Below are 18,157 nucleotides of genomic sequence, written 5' to 3'. Positions count from 1 at the left end.
GGGCAGCAGCCACTGCCCTCCCTCCCGTCTCACAGCGCCATCTGTCTCAAGCGCAGGCTGGTGTGCGACATCCTCCAGTTCGACACCCTGTTGGCGATACCAGGCTCATCAAACCCGATGTCGTTGGACGCCGGCAGCACGCTTTGGCCGGCGAAGCTGGCCAAGCTGTCGACAAGCTGGCGCAATTCAGCATGGGGCTGCTGGACCGCGCCGGCCGGGACCGAATATGAAATCGGCGGTTCCGTCTTGCCGAACCCAAGCGCTGAGACGCCACCACTGGCCGGCGGCGGCAGAACGATCCCGTGCTGTGGACTTGCCGCCGGCGCCGTGCCCGCTTCAATCGTCGCCGGCGCGCGGAGGACCGGCGCGCCGATGGCGAAGGCTTCGATGGCTTGCGCCAGGTTGCTCGCCTCGTCCTCGCTCAGGCTGAACGTGTCAAGCGTCGGCGCCGCCGTCAGCGAGGCCGCGGATGCGCTGCGGCTGGCTGAACCCAGCGGCGTCAGTTGGCCAGCGATGGTCGCGGCCGAGATCGCAAAGCCGCCATCGCCAGGCTGTACGTAAGCGATCGCACGTTCGCCGCCGAGGAAGTGTCCAACCACACGCATCTGCTGCCCCGCATCACCATCCACGCGCACGATCAGATCGTCGCCATCGCGGTGGTAGGCCAGGCGGGCGCGGTCGATGCCATCGAAGTACAGCCAGTCGGTGCCGCCGCCGGTGTTGTCGATGGTGTCCACGCCGGAGCCGGCGGCATAGAAATAGGTGTCGTTGCCCGTGCCGCCGAACAACGTGTCGGCACCGTCCTCGCCCACCAGTTGGTCATCGCCGGCGCCGCCAATCAGGATGTCGTTGCCCGATCCGCTGAAACTGCCGTTGCCGCCAGAGAGATAGTCGTCGCCGTCGCCGCCATCGAGCTTGTCGTCGGCTCCCATGCCGAACAGCGTATCGGCCCCGCCCAGCCCCTTGATCAGGTCACGGCCGCTGGTGCCGACGATCTGTTCGCCGGTGGCGGTGCCGGTCTTCTGCGACGGGTAGTCCGCATCGTTGCCGGTCCCCGGCGTACCGCCGCCGTTGTCGCCCCCGCCGCCGTTGTTGGTGACCAGCGCGTTGATCGCCGCCGTGTTCAGGGCCGAACCACTGGCCGGCTGCAGGTAGTCCAGGGCCATGTCGCCGCCGAGGAAGTGGTCGGTGACCGTGACGCGCTGGCTGGCGTTGCCGTTGACGGTGATGACCAGATCGTCGCCGTCGCGGACTAGGGCCAGCTGCGACGTCGTGATGCCATTCTGGAAGATCAGCCAGTCCGTGCCGCCGCCGGTGTTGTCGATGACGTCGATGCCCCCCCCGTAGACATACTGGTCGTCTCCCGCGCCACCGGTCAGCGTGTTGCTGCCGTCTTCGCCGCGCAACGTGTCATTGCCGATTCCGCCCTCGAGCACGTCGTTGCCCGATCCGCTGCCATTGCCGTTGCCACCGGCCATGTAATCATTGCCGTCGCCGCCGCGCAGAGTGTCGTTGCCGCCCATGCCGAACAGCGTATCGGCGCCGCCCAGGCCTTCGATCAGGTCCTTGCCGGCGCTGCCGACGAGTTGTTCGCCGGCGGAGGTGCCGGTGATGACCTGGTCGAACTGCCCGCCACTGCTGCCGCCGGCCACGATCTGGTTGATCTCCGCCGTGGTGAGGTAGTAGCCGCCGTCCGGCTGCACGTAGTCGATGGCGGCGTCCCCGCCAAGGAAATGGTTCAGCACGCGCACCGACGGCGTGGTGGACGCATCCACGAAGATCAACAGGTCGTCACCGTCCCGCCCGAACCTCAGGCGTTCGCGAGTGACGCCGCTGGTGAAGAACACCCCATCGAAGCCGGCATCGCTGTTGTCGATGACATCGCTGCCGGAGCTTGCGTCGAACACGTACTTGTCGTCGCCGGTTCCACCGTACAGCGTGTCATTGCCAGCGCCGGCCACGATCGTGTCACTGCCTCCTCCACCATGGATCACGTTGGCGGCGCTGTTGCCGGCAAGGTAGTTGTCCAGGTCGTTGCCCGTGCCGTCGATGGCGCTGCTGCCCATCAGGAACAGGTTCTCGATGTTGGCCGACAGCACATATGAGGCGATGGTCTGAACCTGGTCCGTGCCAGCGCCGGCGGCTTCGACCACCACATCGGCGCTATCGTCCGTGACGTAGATATCGTTGCCTGCCCCACCTTCCAGGTGATCGACGCTTTCGCCGCCATCCAAGTAGTCGGCGCCGTTGCCACCGTACAGGATGTCGGCCCCGGTACCGCCGAACAGGTTGTCGTCGCCGTCCAGGCCGAACAGAACATCGTCGCCGTCCCAGCCACCCAAGCTGTTGGCGCTGGCGTTCCCGGTGATGGTGTTGTCAAGCGCGTTGCCATTGCCGGTGGTAATGCCACTGCCCAGGATCAGGTTCTCGACGTTGTTGTCGAGCACCAGGTTGGTTTCGAACACGCGCTCGACGGTATCAATGCCGCCGCTCGCACGCTCGTGCACGCTGTCGGATGCGGATACGGACACATACATATCATCGCCCGCACCACCGTACAGAATATCGGCACCGGCACCGCCAACGACAAGATTATTACCGGCATTGCCGCGGATTACGTTATTGCCGTCGTTTCCCGTCGCAGCGAGATCGTCGTCGCCCAACAGCGTCAGGTTCTCCAGGTTCGTGCCCAGCGTGTAGCTGATGCTGGACTCGACCGTGTCGATCCCTTCCCCGGCCAGTTCGACGATGACGTCACCGGCCTGGTCGACCATGTATGTGTCGTTGCCTAGGCCACCGGTGAGATCATCGGCTCCAGCGCCGCCATCCAGGCGATTGTCGTTGCTGTTGCCAATCAGGACCTGGTTGCCTGCGCCCGCAGCACCCTCGTACGCACGGCTCCCTTCGACCAATGTCAGCTGTTCGATGTTGTCTGTCAGCCTGTAGCTGTAGGCGGAGGACTCGACCTTGTCGGCGCCCTCGTCTGACAGTTCAACTACCACATCCGTGCTTTCATCGACTCTGTAGGTATCGTCGCCAGCGCCGCCTACTAGCTGGTCGCTCCCGCTGTCACCATCAAGCACATCGTGCCCAACCCCACCGTCCAGCACATCGATGCCGATGCCGCCGTTCAGGGTGTCGTTGCCGTCCCCGCCCTCCAGTCGATCGTCGCCGTCATCTCCGTTCAGTACGTCGTTTCCGCCAAATCCCTGCAGGTAGTTGCCTCCGCTGTTGCCAACCAACTGGTTGTCCAACTCGTTGCCGCTGGCGTTGACGTCGTCTCCACCAATCAATTCGAGCCGTTCGACATGGTCCGGCAAGGCATAGCTGATGCTGCTCCGGACATGATCCGTGCCACCATCGACGGCCTCGGTTACCACATCACCCGCATCGTCGACCACATAGGAATCGTCACCATTGCCACCGGCGAGTTGATCGCTGCCGGTCCCACCATCGAGCAGGTCATCGCCAGCATCTCCTGCCAACAGATCATCGCCAGCGTCCCCATACAGGAGATCATTGCCGCCACCCCCATTGAGGGCATCGGCGCCACCCCCGGCCCGGATCGTATCGTTCCCCGCCAGGCCACCGATCGTGTTGTCCAGCGCGTTAGCGTTGATCGTGTCATCCAGGGAGGTGCCCAGAAGCACCACTGTGTCCAGTTCGTTCGCGGAGATGTCCCATGGCTCACCCTCTCCGGTATCGATGCTGATCCCTGATGTCGCCAGTCCCGTTGCAGCGTCGAAAAAGCCTTCCAGGCTGATCTGGTCATCAGGACTGGTAGTGAAGAGAATGAGGAGCCTATCTCCATCCCGGCGGAAATAGACTTCATTCAACGGCAAGTTCGACACCAGGATCGTGCTGAAACCACCAATGTCATTGATCGTATCCTTCCCATCGCCTCGGGCGAAGTAATACCGATCATCGCTATAGCCGCCTTCCAGCCGATCGTCGCCCAATCCCCCTACCAGCTGATCGCCATCGGCACCACCGTACAGATGATCGTTACCGGCGCCGCCGATCAGCCGATCAGCGCCGTAACCACCCTCCAAAAGGTCATCGTCTGCACCGCCGTCCAGCACATCGTTTCCATCCTCGCCGAGCAACTGGTCCTGGCCTGCATCGCCAGTCAGTGCGTCCGCCCCGTTCCCGCCATACAAGCGATCGTCTCCATCGCGCCCTAGCAGTTGGTCATGGCCTTCGCCGCCACGGATGACGTCATCACCAGCCAACCCGTCTATCACGTCGTCCGACGCATACCCGGTCAGCGAGTCGTTATCGTTCGTGCCGCCCAGTGCCTTCGACCTTAGCGTCTCCGTAGTCCAGATGGTCCCATTGGCAAATTGGATCTCACTAATGCTGTAGGCGCCATCGCCATCTGCCTGAAAGTGGGATTTCACCAGCAGGCTGTCACCACTGGACAAGATCAACAGCAGGTCATTGCCGACCCGCGTCAACGTGACGTCGGCAGGCACGATCCCGGCTTCAAACGCGATCTTGTCGAGACGTTGCGCCTCGTCATCGTAGCTTTCAATGACGTCATGCCCAAAACCAGGGCCAAATAGATAGGTATCGTCGCCTGCCCCACCGTTCAGCAGGTCATCGCCAGCGCCACCGGCGAGCACGTCGTTTCCGTTCCCGCCGTGGATCGTGTCATCACCGGCATCACCGTTCAACTGGTCGTCGCCATCCAAGCCAAAGACACCGTCGTTCCCGGCCTGGGCGGAAATGATCTCGCCGGAAACGGTACCGTACAGCACGTCATCGCCTGCGGTAACGGGAAGCACGATGCGCGACACGAGATCCGCCATTCCCCAGGTCGTGCCATTGTGGAAGTGGACTGCCTCGATCACACCTTCCCGCTGGTGGCCGTTCTCATCGAACACGTTATCGATACGGATCTCGCCGACCGTCGCCCCCACGGCTATGGTCAAGGTGATCGACGTCAGATCGCGCGATATGGACACGTGCGTCGTCTCTATTCCCTCCATGAACACCAGCTGGTCCGTGCCGCTGGTGTCGTAGATCCTGTCCTTGCCGTCCCCTGCCCGATAACGGTAAGTATCGTTGCCTCCGCCGCCGAACACGGTGTCGTCCCCCTTGTCGGCGACGATCACTTCGTCTAAGTACTGGCCCACAAGCCAGTCGTTTCCCTCGGTTCCAATCAGCGAGGGAATACCGAAAAAAGACGACAGTTCGGGGTGAAGCGCCATGGCGAGGGCGAACCCCTGCATGGTTTGGTCTCGGAACACAGGGGAATAGGCGCCGAGGTCGCGCAGGACGTCGACGATCTCGGTCAGCTTGGCGTCCCGTCCGTCTGCAGCGAGAGATGCAGCCACCTGGTTGAACTCTTCCCAGTCGATCATGACGTGGGAATAACCGGAGGCGAAGCCCCCCTTGATGAACGAGTAGTTCTCCGAATCGACCTGGGCCAGCAGTTGTGCACCTACATACATCGAGAACTTTGCGAACTCCTCCCTCAGCAGCGGAGCCGCATTGCCATGCGGGTTGGGGTCGCGCTCGCCCCAACACCAAGTGCCCTCGTAGCCCCGGCCAACCAGCTGCTCGAGTACGATCAGCTGGCGCGCATCCATGACATGCCCATAGACCATGCGTGGATCCCTGCTGTATGGGTCCACGTCGGCCACGCCTGCCCACTGGAAGATCAAGCCTTCCAGCATGGCCGCCCGGGATGCCGGGTCCGTCTCCGCGGTATACGCTTCAACCAGGTCGACCAGCGCGGGATCCCTCGCCATCGCCTGCCGCAGGTCAGGCAGGTTGCCGAAGGCCTTGGCATCGGGAAGCTGCAAGAAATCCCGAATCGCCGGGTCGAACTGTGCATTGCTCCTGTGTGTTGCATCTACCTGGAACCAGACGTCGGCAGCTGCGGCATCCGTCCCGTCATGGCGGATCGCGGTGCCAATCTGCGCATGCATCTGTCCGTTCGCGTCGACGTAACCCGAGGATTGCCAACCCGTCCGAACCGCGCTCAGGCCGCTTTGCGCCAAGGTCTGCAGCTCGCCCGAATCAGTCCTGCCGTTGCCGTTCAGGTCGCGCCAGATCCGCAGCTCGGCAAACACTGCGTCGTTCTGGTCGATGAGGCCGTCCTGGTTGTCGTCCAGGTCTCGGAGCGCTTCGAAACCATTCGATGCCAAGTTGCCATTTGCGAGGCGCGTCTGATTCCCAAACATCTCGCGTCCATTGTCGATCCGCCCATTCCTGTTCAGATCGCGAACGAGAAACCCGTCGTCAGCAGATGCCCAGGCAGTTCGCTCGCGCATTCCATTGGCATCATGGTCGAAGTAGCGGTTATTCTGGAGCGCAGTGGTCTCGACACCGTCACCATCGAGGTCGATGACGATCGGCGACGTCCTGCTCTCGGCAGGCCCGATATCCGGCCCCTCCTCTGGCTCCTCTGGCTCGTCCGGCTCCGTCTCCAGAAAGATCCCGAGGTCGCCATTGCTGAACTGCTCAATGGTCAGCCCGCCATTGACCACCAGTGTCGCACCATTCAGAACGTAGGTATCGCCATTGCCGTAGTAGGTATTCTCGGGATCATCCTCGGTCCGCGTTCCACCTGTAAGATTGAACCCCTCCAAGAAGACGGTTCCGGATCCATCATTGTCCAATATCGTATCCAAGCCGTCCGCCTGGTAAATATCGAAATTCTCGCCACCCTCCAGGCGATCGACATCAGCGCCCCCTTCCAGAAGATCCCGACCCTGGCCGCCCTTGATGAGATCATTGCCGCCTTGCCCGTATAGATCGTCATCCCCTTCAAGGCCGAGTATTTCGTTGGCGGCATCATTGCCCCGGATCTTGTTCTTGTAGCTATTGCCCGTCGCGGAGATGCTTTCACTCCCGGTCAGCTCAAGATTCTCAACGTGGGCCGCCAAGGTATAGTTGATTTCCGACCTGACGGTGTCATCGCCACCACCATCCTCTTCGATGACCTCATCCCCCTCGTCTTCGACGAGGTAGATGTCGTCGCCAGAGCCACCGATGAGCGTGTCACCGCCCCCCCTTCCGTCCAGCGTGTCGTTGCCAGCACCGCCACGCAATTCATCACCCGCGGTGTAACCCGTGCCGTGCAGATGGTCATTCCCATTTCCGGCAATGACAACGACGCCGTTGTACGGAAGCTGCTCCGTTAGGTTCAAAAGGGTCATCGCGTCAAGGTTGGAGTTGCTATTGTTCGTGTCCTTGCCGTCGTAGACGACAAAGCGATTGTCCGCATCCTCGTAGGTGATGATATCCCCAGTGACCAAGTCGCCAAGCAACGAGCCAAAGACCCCCGCGAAGTGACCGATATCGGCGACCAAGGCCGCTTTCGCGGCCCGCTCGGCGGCCAGCGCCTGTGCATTCTTGAAGTCCAGCGCATACCAGTCCTCGGCACTGAAGCTGTACCTCTGCGTGACAGTCTCGGTGAAATGTATCGGCACAGTCCGGCCGATGCCTGAGGGGTCGATCTCTCCCTCCGTCAGTCCATTGGTGACTGACGCCAGCCAGTTCGTGCTCTCATAATCAAAATCGTTATCGACGGGAACTACACAAATGTTATCAATCTCTCGCGTACCGTCTTCGTTGACATAGAAGACCGCGTCCATATTGATCTCATAGGCTCCAGACCCGAATACATATGCTCGTTCTGCATAATCACTCTCGTACACGCCCTGATAGTACTGTTGCACAGCCAGCCGACCCTCTTTTATCCCATATAATGTCAGCAGATCCGATGTCGAGTAGACACCAGGAGGGAGGCTTCCTTGGTAGTCGTTTCCAGCAAGGAAATTGCGCACGAAGTTGAATCTTTCGACACCTGCGAATCGACCAGCCCCGGTCGTCATATATTCGTTTGCGTTGACATTTACTTGATCTCCCTGCTGCCCTGCACTACGGATCAACGCTTCGTCAGCAAGATTTGAAGGCGGCACGTCCGTATTGAACAGGTACCGTGAAACGATCTGGTTGATGGTTGGCATCGTCACATTCATTCTCCTTTGATCCATTTGATTTCGTTGAACCCAAGTGCATTCCTGCGAGTCATGATTTCGCCACAGTTGGAGACGTAGGCCACTCCTCCCAAATCGTGGTGACCAATTATTACGCTGCCGTCCTTACCCGTCTCCCAGTAATGGGTAGTGCCTCCTGGTACGGCTGGGTGCACCCGGGTGCCGTGTTTGTAGGTACAGCAGTCGTAGATGAACTGCCGCACTTGAATCCTGTAGTAGTGAATCCCGAAGCCCCTCAGCCGGTTCACCAGTCCTGGCCAACCCGCGCCAGCTGGCAAGCTGGACGGGTCTACGTAAATGACGTCCTGCGATGCCGTTCGCGTCGCTGTATAGGTGCCATGAGTGGAGTAATCAAGCAGGACAAATGGCTCCCTGATCGAGTCGATGTGCTCACTGGCCCCCTGCGTGACTTCCTTCGCACCGAGCTCGCCAGCGAAATCATTCCCGCCGTTCTTCAGATCAAACAGCGCCTTTGCAATATCACGGTCCGACATCGGGCCGGCCACCTTGAGACCGCGCCCCCCGTGGTAATAGTCGGCATCCTGAACACGAATATTCTCCAATCCGATGCCAATCAGGCTAGACAGCACCCGCGACCGCAGATCCGCGTCACTCATTTGAACGCCCGTGCTCGGGCAGATTCCCGCATCTATCTGCCTGAGCTTCCACGAAACGGAGGCGACGACCACCGACACCGCCGCGATCGTCAACCCGATCACTACGCCCATCTTCCTCATGCAGTCCTCCTTCCAACCCGGGCTGTAATAAAGCGCGGAGCGCCCCATAGCGTTGTAACCACTGTGTGCAAGCGAGCATCGAATAGTTCCCACTTCCAATGTCCTGCGGGCAAAAGCTGCCCACCGTGGATTGGCGGGGTCGGCAGCCTCACCTTTCCCGCATTCCTTCACCCACATGCTGCTTCAGCGGGCTCAGCAAGTAGTCGATCACCCGCCGCTTCCCGGTCTTGATCTCCGCGCTCAACGCCATGCCGGCGCTCATGCTCACCACCACGCCGTCGATATCCAGCTTGCTGCCGTCCAATCGGATGCGTGCGGGAAACACCAGCCCCAGCTTCTCGTCCTGCGCCGCGTCGTGCGACACGCTCACCACCTTGCCGGTCAGGTAGCCGTAGCGGGTATACGGGAAGCTCTCGATCTTCACCGTCACCGGCTGTCCCGGCCGTACGAAGCCGATGTCCTTGTTGAGCACCGTCGCCTCGACCTCCAGCGCCTCCTGCGGCACGACCGCCAGCAGTTCCTGCGCCGGCGTGACCACCCCGCCGACGGTATGCACCGCCAGTTGCTGCACGGTGCCGTCCACCGGCGCGCGCAGCGTCATCAGGCCATCGCGCCGCCCGGCCTTGGCCAGTTCCGGCGTGCCCTGCGCCACCTTCTGCTCGGCCTCGCGCAACTGGTCCAGCGTCTGCTGCCGGAAGTCGGCCACCAGCACGCGCAGTTCCTCCTCGGCCGCGCTCAGCGCCGAGCCGATCTCCTGCAGCCGGTTGCGCTGCGTGGCCAGGTCGCGCTCGGCGGCGATGCGCTCCTGCTCGCGCAGCAGGTAGTCGTGGCGGCCGACGTACTTGCCCTCGACCAGGCGGCCGTAGTCCTCGGCACGCGCCTTGGAGATGCGCGCCGACTCGGCCATCGGCTCGATCGTGTCGCGCGTGGTCCGCAGTTCGGCCCGGCGCTGCGCGATGGCCGCCTGCAGGTTGTGGCGCTTGGCCTGCAATGCCTCGAACTGGCTGCTGGCCAGGGCCTGCTCGGCGGCGAAGCGCCCGGCCGGCACGTCCGGCGTCGGGGTCAGGCGCGGGGTTGCGCCGCTGTCGATGGCCGTGGCCAGGGCGGTCAGGCGCAACGAAGCCAGGCGCGCCTCTGTCAGCGTCTCGCCGACCTGGGCGAGCTCGGCGCCCGTGGTCGTGGCATCCAGTTCGATCAGCGCCTCGCCAGCCTTCACCTGCTGGCCATCGCGCACCAGGATGCGTCGCACCACCGCCGTCTCGGCCGGCTGGATGATCTTGGTGCGCGAGTCGACCACGGTCCTGCCGGGTGCCACCGCGACGATATCCAGCTTGCCCAGGCACGCCCACAGCAGGGCGACGCAGAAGAACGCGACGATGATCCGCATCGTCCAGCGCAGCGTGGGGGAGACCGGCGTTTCGATCAGTTCCAGGTGGGCCGGCAGGAACGCGCGTTCGTCGTCGCTGCGCTCGGGCGAGTCCAGTTCGCGGCGCGAGGCCCAGGCCGAGCGGAACACGCCCCAGTAACGTCGGGCGAACGCACCAAACCCCTCGACGACGTGCTTCATGCCACCCCCGCCTGCAACCGGTGCAGCCGCGCGTAATGCCCGTCCGGACGCTCGACCAGTTCGGCATGGGTGCCGGTCTCGACGATCTGCCCCTTATCCACCACCACGATGCGGTTGGCGCGCCGCACCGTCGATAGCCGATGGGCGATGATCAACACGGTGCGGCCCTTGCAGATGGAGTGCATGTTGGCCATCACCGCATGCTCGGACTCGTAGTCCAGCGCGCTGGTGGCCTCGTCGAGGATCAGGATGCGCGGATCGGTGATCAGCGCCCGGGCGATGGCGATGCGCTGGCGCTGGCCGCCGGACAGGCCGGTGCCGTGCTCGCCCACCGAGGTGTCGTAGCCTTCGGACAATTCGGTGATGAAGTCGTGCGCGCCCGCCAGCTTGGCGGCGTGGATGACCCGCTCCAGCGGCATCCCCGGATCGGCCAGCGCGATGTTCTCGCGGATGCTGCGGTTGAACAGGAAGTTCTCCTGCAGCACGACGCCGAGCTGGCGGCGCAGCCAGGCCGGATCGGCCAGGGCCAGGTCATGGCCGTCGATCAGCACGCGGCCGCGTTCGGGGGTGTAGAGCCGCTGCACCAGCTTGGTCAGCGTGCTCTTGCCCGAGCCGGAGCGCCCGACGATCCCGATCACCTCACCGGGCTTGATGTCCAGTTCGACCCCGGCCAGGACCTCCGGCGCCTCCGGGCGATAGCGGAAATGCACGCGCTCGAAGCTGACCCGGCCCTGGATGGGCGGCAGCGCCATCTTGCTGCCGGGCAGCTCGGTCCGGGTGTTGAGGATGTCGCCCAGCCGCTCGACCGAAATGCCCACCTGCTGGAAGTCCTGCCACAGCTGCGCCAGGCGGATGATCGGGGCCGACACCTGGCCGGAAAGCATGTTGAAGGCGATCAGCTGGCCCAGCGAAAGCTTGCCGTCGATCACCAGCTTGGCGCCGAAGAACAGGATCGCCACGCCCACCAGCTTCTGCACCAGCTGCACGCTTTGCTGGCCGATGGTCGCCACGCGGGTCACGCCGAAACCGGCGCTGACATAGCCGGCCAGCTGGTTGTCCCAGGTGCGGGTGGCGCGCGGGTCCACCGCCATCGCCTTGACCGTGCCGATGCCGCTGACGGTCTCGACCAGGAACGACTGGTTGTCGGCACCACGCGCGAACTTGTCCTGCAGGCGCTTGCGCAGCACCGGCGTGATCGCGCCGGAGATCAGCGCGTACAACGGCAACGAAATCACCACCACCAAGGTCAGCCAACCGCTGTACCAGAACATCACCGCCAGGAAGACCACGGTGAACAGCAGGTCCAGCACCGAGGTCAGCGCCTGCCCGGTCAGGAAGCTGCGGATGTTCTCCAGTTCGCGCACGCGGGCAATGGTGTCGCCGACGCGCCGCGACTCGAAGTACGCCAGCGGCAGCGCCAGCACGTGGCGGAACAGCCGCGCGCCCAGCTCCACGTCGATCTTGCTGCTGGTATGGGCGAATACATAAGTGCGCAGCCCGGTCAGTACCACCTCGAACACCGCCATGCAGACCAGGCCGATGGCGATCACGTCCAGCGTGGTGAGGCCGTTGTGCACCAGCACCTTGTCCATCACCACCTGGAAGAACAGCGGCGTGACCAGCGCGAACAGCTGGATGAAGAGCGAGACGACGAATACTTCCAGCAGCAGCCGCCGGTACTTGACGATCGCCGGGATGAACCAGGTGAAATCGAACTTGGCCAGCTGGCCCAGCACCGACGCGCGCGAAGCGACCTGCAGCAGGCGCCCGCCATACCGCTGCTCCAACTCCTCCACCGCGATCTGGCGCGGACGCCGCTCGGCGAGATCGTGGATCAGCGCCTGGTCGCCCTGAATGCGGGCGATCAGAAAGGCCTCGCCCGCCGTTCCCCAGGCCAACGCCGGAAAGTTCGCCATGGACAAGCGAGCGGCCGGCACCTTGGCGACCTTGGCCTTCAGCCCAAGCTTGCGCGCAGCCAGCAGCAGGGTGACCTCGTCGAAGGCCTCCCCGCTCCTGCCGAACTCATGTGCAAGCTGGGACGCATCGGCCGCGATTCCGTGGAACTGCGCCAACAGCACCAGGCCACGCAACGCAAGATCCGGTGGCGGACCTGCAGGCACTTCTTCCCCAACGAGCGCTAACGCGACTCCCCCCTGTTGCATAACGTCCCTGCTATGCGGCCCTCAATGGCCTAATGGCGCGGAGCATTGCGGGATCTTCACGCAATGTCAACAACCCCCCGATCCGGCCCGCCGGGGGTTCTGCGGCTTCGAGTCGAGACGGGACGCTTTACCGATGATCACAGTACTGAAGACTGTGGTTACCGGTCACCGAGAACCGCTCAAGCGGCCGCAGAACGCCTGCGGCCGCTTGCGGCATGGCTAAAGTGACGGCTTGCGCGAACGCCGCTTCTTCTCCACCGGCGGCTGCGTAGGCACGGTGGTGATCAGCAAAGCGCCTTCGACCATCCTGATCCGCACCTTGCCGCCCACCGCAAAGCCGATGCCTTCCAGCCACAGCCCATGCAAGCGCAGGCTGGGCACCTGCCGCCCGACCACCATCCCATTGCGTTCCACATCGTAGTAGCGATAGCCGATGGTGCAGTGCGTCGGCCGGCGTGGGATCGAGCGCCTGGGCGCGGCGACCACCTCGTCGGCAACGGGGTTTGCCGGCGGCGCCGACGCACCAGACAGCGGTTCGGCGGCAATTGCATCCAGGGGATCGGGCGATTCGACCTTGAGCCAGCAGGGTGGCGCTTCGGCGGCGCGGCGGGTGGACGCGGACTTCGAACGAGCGGAAGCGTTACGGGGCATGACGTTCTCCTTGTGTAATGGAGTCCGCCATCCCCGAGACCAATCAAAGGTGGCGGACGGTGCGGGTTGGTCTACCGGCCACAAGGCAACCGGCGGGCCCGAAGGCCCCCGCGCACCGCCCGCCATAAAGCTGCAAGCCCTGCCCCGCCTCGAAGCCGGGAAACAAAAAAGCGCCGGACATCGAAGATGGGCGCTGGTGCGCCTTGTAGATTTCGGGAGACCAATCCCGGCTGCGGAATTTGCCGCAACAAATAAATAGTTACTCGACCAAAAGAAGCTGTCAACGTTTAAAGCAGGACGCCTGTAGACAATTGCAGGACATCCTGCGGGAGCGGAGTAAGTCAGCCTGACCCCGACATCTTGCCGCCCGCTAGACCTTCGCGCTGATGTAGTGGAACAGGGTGCGCGTGATATTCACCATAAGCATCGCTTCCGCCTCATCCAGCAGATTTTCGTTGGGGTGCGCGACCGACGCATGATTCCGGATCGTGTTGAGCGCATCAACCACGTTGGAGAGCGAGTTAAGCACTCGCACAATGTCTTTGTCTTGGCTACCGAGGTGCTGGAACTTCGGATGGCTGGCGCGCAGCAGCTTGAAGAGCTGAGTAAGGGATGACTGGTCATCAACGACGAGCCCAGCGCGAATAGCCAAGTCCTTCAAGTATCCATGGAGCGCGGTGTGCAGGCGGTCGATGCAGCTGATGGGACCGCTCTTCGCTAGCAAATGATTCGCGTCTGCCAGCGCGCGCTCCACAACTTGGGACGCTGTGATGGTGCCAGACGGAATTGCCGGAACATGCGACTCGATCAGCCCCAAATCATGCAGCAACTCCTGAGCGTCATTCTCCAATGCAAACCGAATCTTCTTCCGCTTGAGAAGTACCTCAATGGCAGCCGCGTTGTGGTCAGCGAAGTACCGAAGTACTTGGAAGACGCAAGAACCATAGTCTTCATCACCAAAGTACAGGCTCCGCATGAGGCGCTGGTGCCCGGCAATGTAATCGTGCTCGCCGGTTTCGTAGCCCAGCTCTTCCCAATCGGTTTGGGTGAACTGGTCAGAAACCGCACGTTGCAAGGCAAGCATCAGCTTGCCTGACATGCTGGGGTCTTGCAAAGCGTCGCGAATGTTCAAGGTCAAGTACTCAGTTAGGAAGGTCGCTCAAGAACACCGCAAACAAGCGGTTTTCCGCGCTGCTAGTGGCGAACCGCATGAGCTGCTGAATGTTCTTCCGTGTCAGCAATCGCCTTCCGGCAGCGACAATGGCGCGAAGCCGATCAAGATTCGCATCAAGCTCGCCACCTACCTTCGACAGCTCCCGGAGCTGTTTGTCCGGCAGGCTCTCAATATCTGCTTCCGAAAGGCCTTTCAGGAACGGCTCAATCGCCCCAAGGATTTCCCGTAGTCCATTGCCAGGTGCAAGCGCAGCGAATCCATCCAATTGACCAACCTGATCCTCAACAACAAACGAGACGTTTCGGCGCATGTGCTCAAGACCCTTGACGTCTACCGCAGCGGATCGTTCTTCGCGCTCTTGCTTGGTCGCCGCGCGCTCAATGATGAGAACTCCATTGCCTCGCCGGACCGCTTGGCGAACCGCGTTGATGATCGGCGTCGGAAGAGCAGTAGATTTCCCGGTGAGCTGATTAACGCGGGTATTGATCCACGCGGCACCATGCTGTTCGTTCTTGATGGTGGCGACTTCTGTCGTGATGGTGGGAAGTCGGCTCCTCAGTTCACCCAAGAACTCGCGGTTCTGTTGCGCCCTAACAGCGGCAAGAAAAATGCGACTCATCTGCGTGAACTCCACGGAGAAATGTCGCTTTCCGCAGATGCGTCCGATGTTGGTCACTCTCCCATCTGCCGCCGCAACAAGGAATCCGTTGCCGTGGGGCTGGTGACAAGTCGAAAGCCCGCATGGAATCAGAGCATCGAACGTGTAGCTGCCAATGATCTCTTTGAGCTTCACCGTCTTTGGGTCAATGTCCGCCGTGAATCCGGGGACGGACTCGATGTCACCCCAAGACGCAATGCGAACAAGTCCCCGCTCATTGCTGAGTGTAATCATGCGCTTACCAAGCCCCCGAAATCCGGGGTGCGCTCAAGGTCAGCTTGTGCACTTCGCCGAGGTCATTTAACAGACTCAGGCCATCCAGTTTCTTTGGGTATTTCTTGAACCAACGATCGACTGCATTCAGAAGATCCACATTTGCAGGTCGCTCAAATAGTGAATCAACAAGCTCCTTGGTCAGCTCAATGCTGGGCATCGTGAAGTAGTCGCCGGGCGCGCGCAGCTGCTCGATGGATTCCACTTCCGCAGACAGCGAGCGCTGAAACATTTTGCGCGGCACCGTGCCAGGATAGCCCTTGCCCTTGATTGCCTCGTTAAATATCGGCGCCATGAAATCAATCACATGGGTTTCGGTCTGAACCCACATATGGAACCCATCTCGATCAGACGTGACCACGCCATCTTCGTTCTTCGCAATGCTGATGACCGAAGGCGCAAGATCAGCACATAGCAGAAAAGCGCCTGCTACTGCACGAGCTGGAATCTTGTAGTGCTTGTTAAGGATCAGAGCCCCAGCGGCAGCAAAAAACATGCATGCAAAAGGTGTATTTGCCCTTCCTTCAAGCACGGAGTAGATGATCTCGTAGATGCGATTGTATTCAGGCAGCGTGAGCTGGAGCTTCGGCGAAGCCGCTATGTCCTTGGCCATATTTCTTGTTCCCCCGGTCGCGAGTTGCAGCCCCTAAAGAATGGGGTCAGGTTCTAAGGTTTCCCCACGTTTTCATGCAATCATCTCCATCTGATCGACGGCCGCTGGCGGCAACGATTTCGAATAGACGGGGTCAGGTTGACTTCTAACCCTCACTTTTTCATAGCGGACAACTTCCAATTGCCTTACGCATAAGCCCGTAGGCGATCATGGCAACGGCTCCCAAGCATTGACGACGGGAACTCCCGTGGGCTCGAAGTCAGAGACGTTGCGCGTGACCACCGCCATGCCATGCACCAGCGCCGTCGCCGCGATAAGCGCGTCGCGCTCGCCGCGCTTGTCGGGTACATGCAACCGGGCGCAGCGCTGCGCCACAGCGGTGTCGATCGGCAATGTGCGCCCGGAGAACTCAGGCAATACGTGCTGTTCCAGCCACGAACGCAGCATGGCGCCCTGGGTAGCGTCCTTGCGTTCGATCGACAGAACGCCAACCTCCAGCTCCATGACGGTGATGGCCGAGATGAAGAGATCGGCGGCATCGACGCTTTCCGCCCATGCCGCCACATTCGTATCCGCTCTGCCGAGCCGCACCTTGCGCAGCTCGGACAGCACGTTAGTGTCGAGCACGTACATCACGAGAGATCAACCGGCCTAGCTCCAATCGTCACGCGCGGCGGCTCAAACTCGATGTCTGCAACGCCCGGCATCGCCAGCGCATCGGCAATGTTGCGCCGCTGCCTAGTCAGCCGTTGGTAATCCTCGAAGCTCAACAACACATGCGCAGGCTTGCCGCGGTCCGTGATGAACACCGGGCCGCTCTTGGTAGCCTTCTTTGCCCGCGTCACGTCCTGGTTCAGTTCCCGACTGGATAAGGTTGTGATGGTCATTGGGCACCTCCTGCATTCACTCTATGTAGTTACGTTACTACAGTGCAGATTTGAGGCGCAAGCGGGCAGTCAGGGCGTTGGTAGCAGGCGCTAGCGCAATGCTATGCGCACGTTCGGTTCCGCCGCACCGGATGCGAGCCACCACGCGTCAGTGCATGTGCTGCCCGTGGTCGTCATCGCCAGGGCCAGCGGCCCCCATCGGCTGCACGTCGAACTGCACCGTCACCGGGGGCGCGTTCTGGAACGTCAGCGTGGCCTCGACCGGCGTGCCGGCGACGAACGGCGCGCGCGGCTCGATGAACATCAGGTGGTTGCCGCTGGGTTGCAGCACCACCGTTGCGTGGGGCGGCAGTGCCAGGCCTTCATCGAGCTGGCGCATCTTCATGACGTCGCCGTCCATCCGCATTTCGTGGATTTCCACGCGCGCACTCGCCTCCGACCGGATCGCGACCAGCTTGTCGGCGGTGTCGGCGTCGTTGCGCAAGGTGATGTAGCCCGCGCCCACGGCGGCGCCGGGCGGCGTGGCGCGCGTCCAGGCCTGGCTGGCGTGCACGGCCGGCGACACCGCGCGGGCGGGAGGGGCTGCGGCATCGGCGGGCGCTGGTGGCGTGGCGGTCGACCTGTCGTGCGCCGCATGGTCAGTGGACGGCTGGCAGGCTGCCAGGACGAGCAGCGCGGCGGCGAGTGCGGTGGCGCGCGTTTTCATGGTGAATACCTCTTGGCTTGCGGGAGAAGACCGCCGCGATGCGGCGGGTGGGTTCTTGTCGTGCGGCCTATGGAGCGCGCCGGATCAGTCGTACGCCAGCACCTGGCGGATATCCTCCACGCACGCCTCCACGCTCTGCTTGTGCGCCAGGCCCACGCGCAGGTGGCCTGCGGCGTCGAACACGTAGCTGCGGGTGGAATGGTCGATGGTGTAGGTGTTGCCGATCGGCACCTTGGCGTAGGCCACGTTGAGTTGCGTGGTGGCGATCCTGATCTCGCCCTCGCTGCCGGTCAGGCCGATGAAGTCCGGATCGAAGGCCTGCACGTAGGTTCGCAGTACGTTGGGGGTGTCGCGCTGCGGGTCCAGCGTGACGAACGCGAACTGCACGTGGCGCGCGTCCTCGCCGAGCTGCCGCTTGATCTGCGTGGCGCGCACCAGGGTGGTGGGGCAGATGTCCGGACAGCGGGTGAAGCCGAAGAACAGCACCAGCGCCTTGCCGCGGAAGCTCTGCAGCGGGCGGGGTACGCCTTCGGTGTCCTTCAGGTAGAAGCTCGCGCCGCGGCCGGCCGCGCTCAAATCGGCACCGTGCAGGGGCGGGCGGCTGCAGCCGCACAGCAGCAGGACGAACAACAGGAACGCCGCATGGCGGACGACGTGCCACGCGGGGCGGCTGTCCTGCCGCTGCGATATCGCAAGTATCGAAGTCTTCATGTGCAC

12 protein-coding genes are annotated in these 18,157 nt (G+C 62.2%); all 12 read right to left on the bottom strand.

Annotated features, from left to right (window positions below):
* Positions 1–29: 29 nt before the first annotated feature.
* Positions 30–7,994, bottom strand: a complete 7,965-nt coding sequence (locus tag JR065_RS21695; protein ID WP_206233507.1) for a calcium-binding protein — start codon at positions 7,992–7,994, stop codon at positions 30–32.
* Positions 7,991–8,749 carry a hypothetical protein gene (locus JR065_RS07980; protein ID WP_206233506.1) on the bottom strand — a complete coding sequence of 253 codons (759 nt, stop codon included), beginning with the start codon at positions 8,747–8,749 and terminating at the stop codon, positions 7,991–7,993. The genes JR065_RS21695 and JR065_RS07980 overlap by 4 nt, the downstream gene beginning before the upstream one ends.
* 148 nt (positions 8,750–8,897) lie before the next feature.
* Positions 8,898–10,316 (bottom strand): HlyD family type I secretion periplasmic adaptor subunit, encoded by a 1,419-nt coding sequence (locus JR065_RS07975; RefSeq protein ID WP_206233505.1) that lies wholly within the window; start codon positions 10,314–10,316, stop codon positions 8,898–8,900.
* Positions 10,313–12,478, bottom strand: a complete 2,166-nt coding sequence (locus tag JR065_RS07970) for a type I secretion system permease/ATPase (protein WP_206233503.1) — start codon at positions 12,476–12,478, stop codon at positions 10,313–10,315. Before JR065_RS07970 ends, JR065_RS07975 begins: the two co-directional genes overlap by 4 nt.
* Positions 12,479–12,697: 219 nt before the next feature.
* Complete coding sequence (locus tag JR065_RS07965; RefSeq protein WP_206233502.1) at positions 12,698–13,129, bottom strand: SymE family type I addiction module toxin; 432 nt, start codon at positions 13,127–13,129, stop codon at positions 12,698–12,700.
* 370 nt (positions 13,130–13,499) lie between these two features.
* Positions 13,500–14,228, bottom strand: a complete 729-nt coding sequence (locus tag JR065_RS07960) for an abortive infection family protein (protein WP_206233501.1) — start codon at positions 14,226–14,228, stop codon at positions 13,500–13,502.
* A 43-nt stretch (positions 14,229–14,271) separates the two neighbouring features.
* Positions 14,272–15,195 (bottom strand): hypothetical protein, encoded by a 924-nt coding sequence (locus tag JR065_RS07955; RefSeq protein ID WP_206233500.1) that lies wholly within the window; start codon positions 15,193–15,195, stop codon positions 14,272–14,274.
* A gap of 4 nt (positions 15,196–15,199) precedes the next feature.
* The gene (locus tag JR065_RS07950) at positions 15,200–15,847 is read right to left on the bottom strand and encodes a DUF2026 family protein (RefSeq protein ID WP_206233499.1); all 648 of its coding nucleotides are present in this window, start codon (positions 15,845–15,847) and stop codon (positions 15,200–15,202) included.
* A gap of 207 nt (positions 15,848–16,054) precedes the next feature.
* On the bottom strand, positions 16,055–16,480 hold the full coding sequence (locus JR065_RS07945; protein ID WP_206233497.1) for a type II toxin-antitoxin system VapC family toxin: 426 nt from the start codon (positions 16,478–16,480) through the stop codon (positions 16,055–16,057).
* Positions 16,480–16,734, bottom strand: coding sequence for a type II toxin-antitoxin system Phd/YefM family antitoxin (locus tag JR065_RS07940; protein ID WP_206233496.1), 255 nt, complete (start codon positions 16,732–16,734; stop codon positions 16,480–16,482). The genes JR065_RS07945 and JR065_RS07940 overlap by 1 nt, the downstream gene beginning before the upstream one ends.
* Positions 16,735–16,882: 148 nt before the next feature.
* Positions 16,883–17,440, bottom strand: a complete 558-nt coding sequence (locus tag JR065_RS07935) for a copper chaperone PCu(A)C (RefSeq protein ID WP_206233495.1) — start codon at positions 17,438–17,440, stop codon at positions 16,883–16,885.
* Positions 17,441–17,524: 84 nt separating this feature from the next.
* The gene (locus tag JR065_RS07930) at positions 17,525–18,151 is read right to left on the bottom strand and encodes an SCO family protein (RefSeq protein WP_206233494.1); all 627 of its coding nucleotides are present in this window, start codon (positions 18,149–18,151) and stop codon (positions 17,525–17,527) included.
* Positions 18,152–18,157: the final 6 nt, after the last annotated feature.

This window comes from Xanthomonas sp. (assembly GCF_017163755.1).
GTDB lineage: Bacteria > Pseudomonadota > Gammaproteobacteria > Xanthomonadales > Xanthomonadaceae > Xanthomonas_A.
The sequence above is the reverse complement of the archived record's forward strand: the minus strand, read 5'-3'. Positions and strand labels throughout refer to the sequence as shown.

What these genes read in the sequence shown, in the direction of transcription:
- JR065_RS21695 (WP_206233507.1), bottom strand. Translation starts at nt 7,994, where the DNA reads ATGAATGTGACGATGCCAACCATCAACCAGATCGTTTCACGGTACCTG.
- JR065_RS07980 (WP_206233506.1), bottom strand. Translation starts at nt 8,749, where the DNA reads ATGAGGAAGATGGGCGTAGTGATCGGGTTGACGATCGCGGCGGTGTCG.
- JR065_RS07975 (WP_206233505.1), bottom strand. Translation starts at nt 10,316, where the DNA reads ATGAAGCACGTCGTCGAGGGGTTTGGTGCGTTCGCCCGACGTTACTGG.
- JR065_RS07970 (WP_206233503.1), bottom strand. Translation starts at nt 12,478, where the DNA reads ATGCAACAGGGGGGAGTCGCGTTAGCGCTCGTTGGGGAAGAAGTGCCT.
- JR065_RS07965 (WP_206233502.1), bottom strand. Translation starts at nt 13,129, where the DNA reads ATGCCCCGTAACGCTTCCGCTCGTTCGAAGTCCGCGTCCACCCGCCGC.
- JR065_RS07960 (WP_206233501.1), bottom strand. Translation starts at nt 14,228, where the DNA reads ATGTCAGGCAAGCTGATGCTTGCCTTGCAACGTGCGGTTTCTGACCAG.
- JR065_RS07955 (WP_206233500.1), bottom strand. Translation starts at nt 15,195, where the DNA reads ATGATTACACTCAGCAATGAGCGGGGACTTGTTCGCATTGCGTCTTGG.
- JR065_RS07950 (WP_206233499.1), bottom strand. Translation starts at nt 15,847, where the DNA reads ATGGCCAAGGACATAGCGGCTTCGCCGAAGCTCCAGCTCACGCTGCCT.
- JR065_RS07945 (WP_206233497.1), bottom strand. Translation starts at nt 16,480, where the DNA reads ATGTACGTGCTCGACACTAACGTGCTGTCCGAGCTGCGCAAGGTGCGG.
- JR065_RS07940 (WP_206233496.1), bottom strand. Translation starts at nt 16,734, where the DNA reads ATGACCATCACAACCTTATCCAGTCGGGAACTGAACCAGGACGTGACG.
- JR065_RS07935 (WP_206233495.1), bottom strand. Translation starts at nt 17,440, where the DNA reads ATGAAAACGCGCGCCACCGCACTCGCCGCCGCGCTGCTCGTCCTGGCA.
- JR065_RS07930 (WP_206233494.1), bottom strand. Translation starts at nt 18,151, where the DNA reads ATGAAGACTTCGATACTTGCGATATCGCAGCGGCAGGACAGCCGCCCC.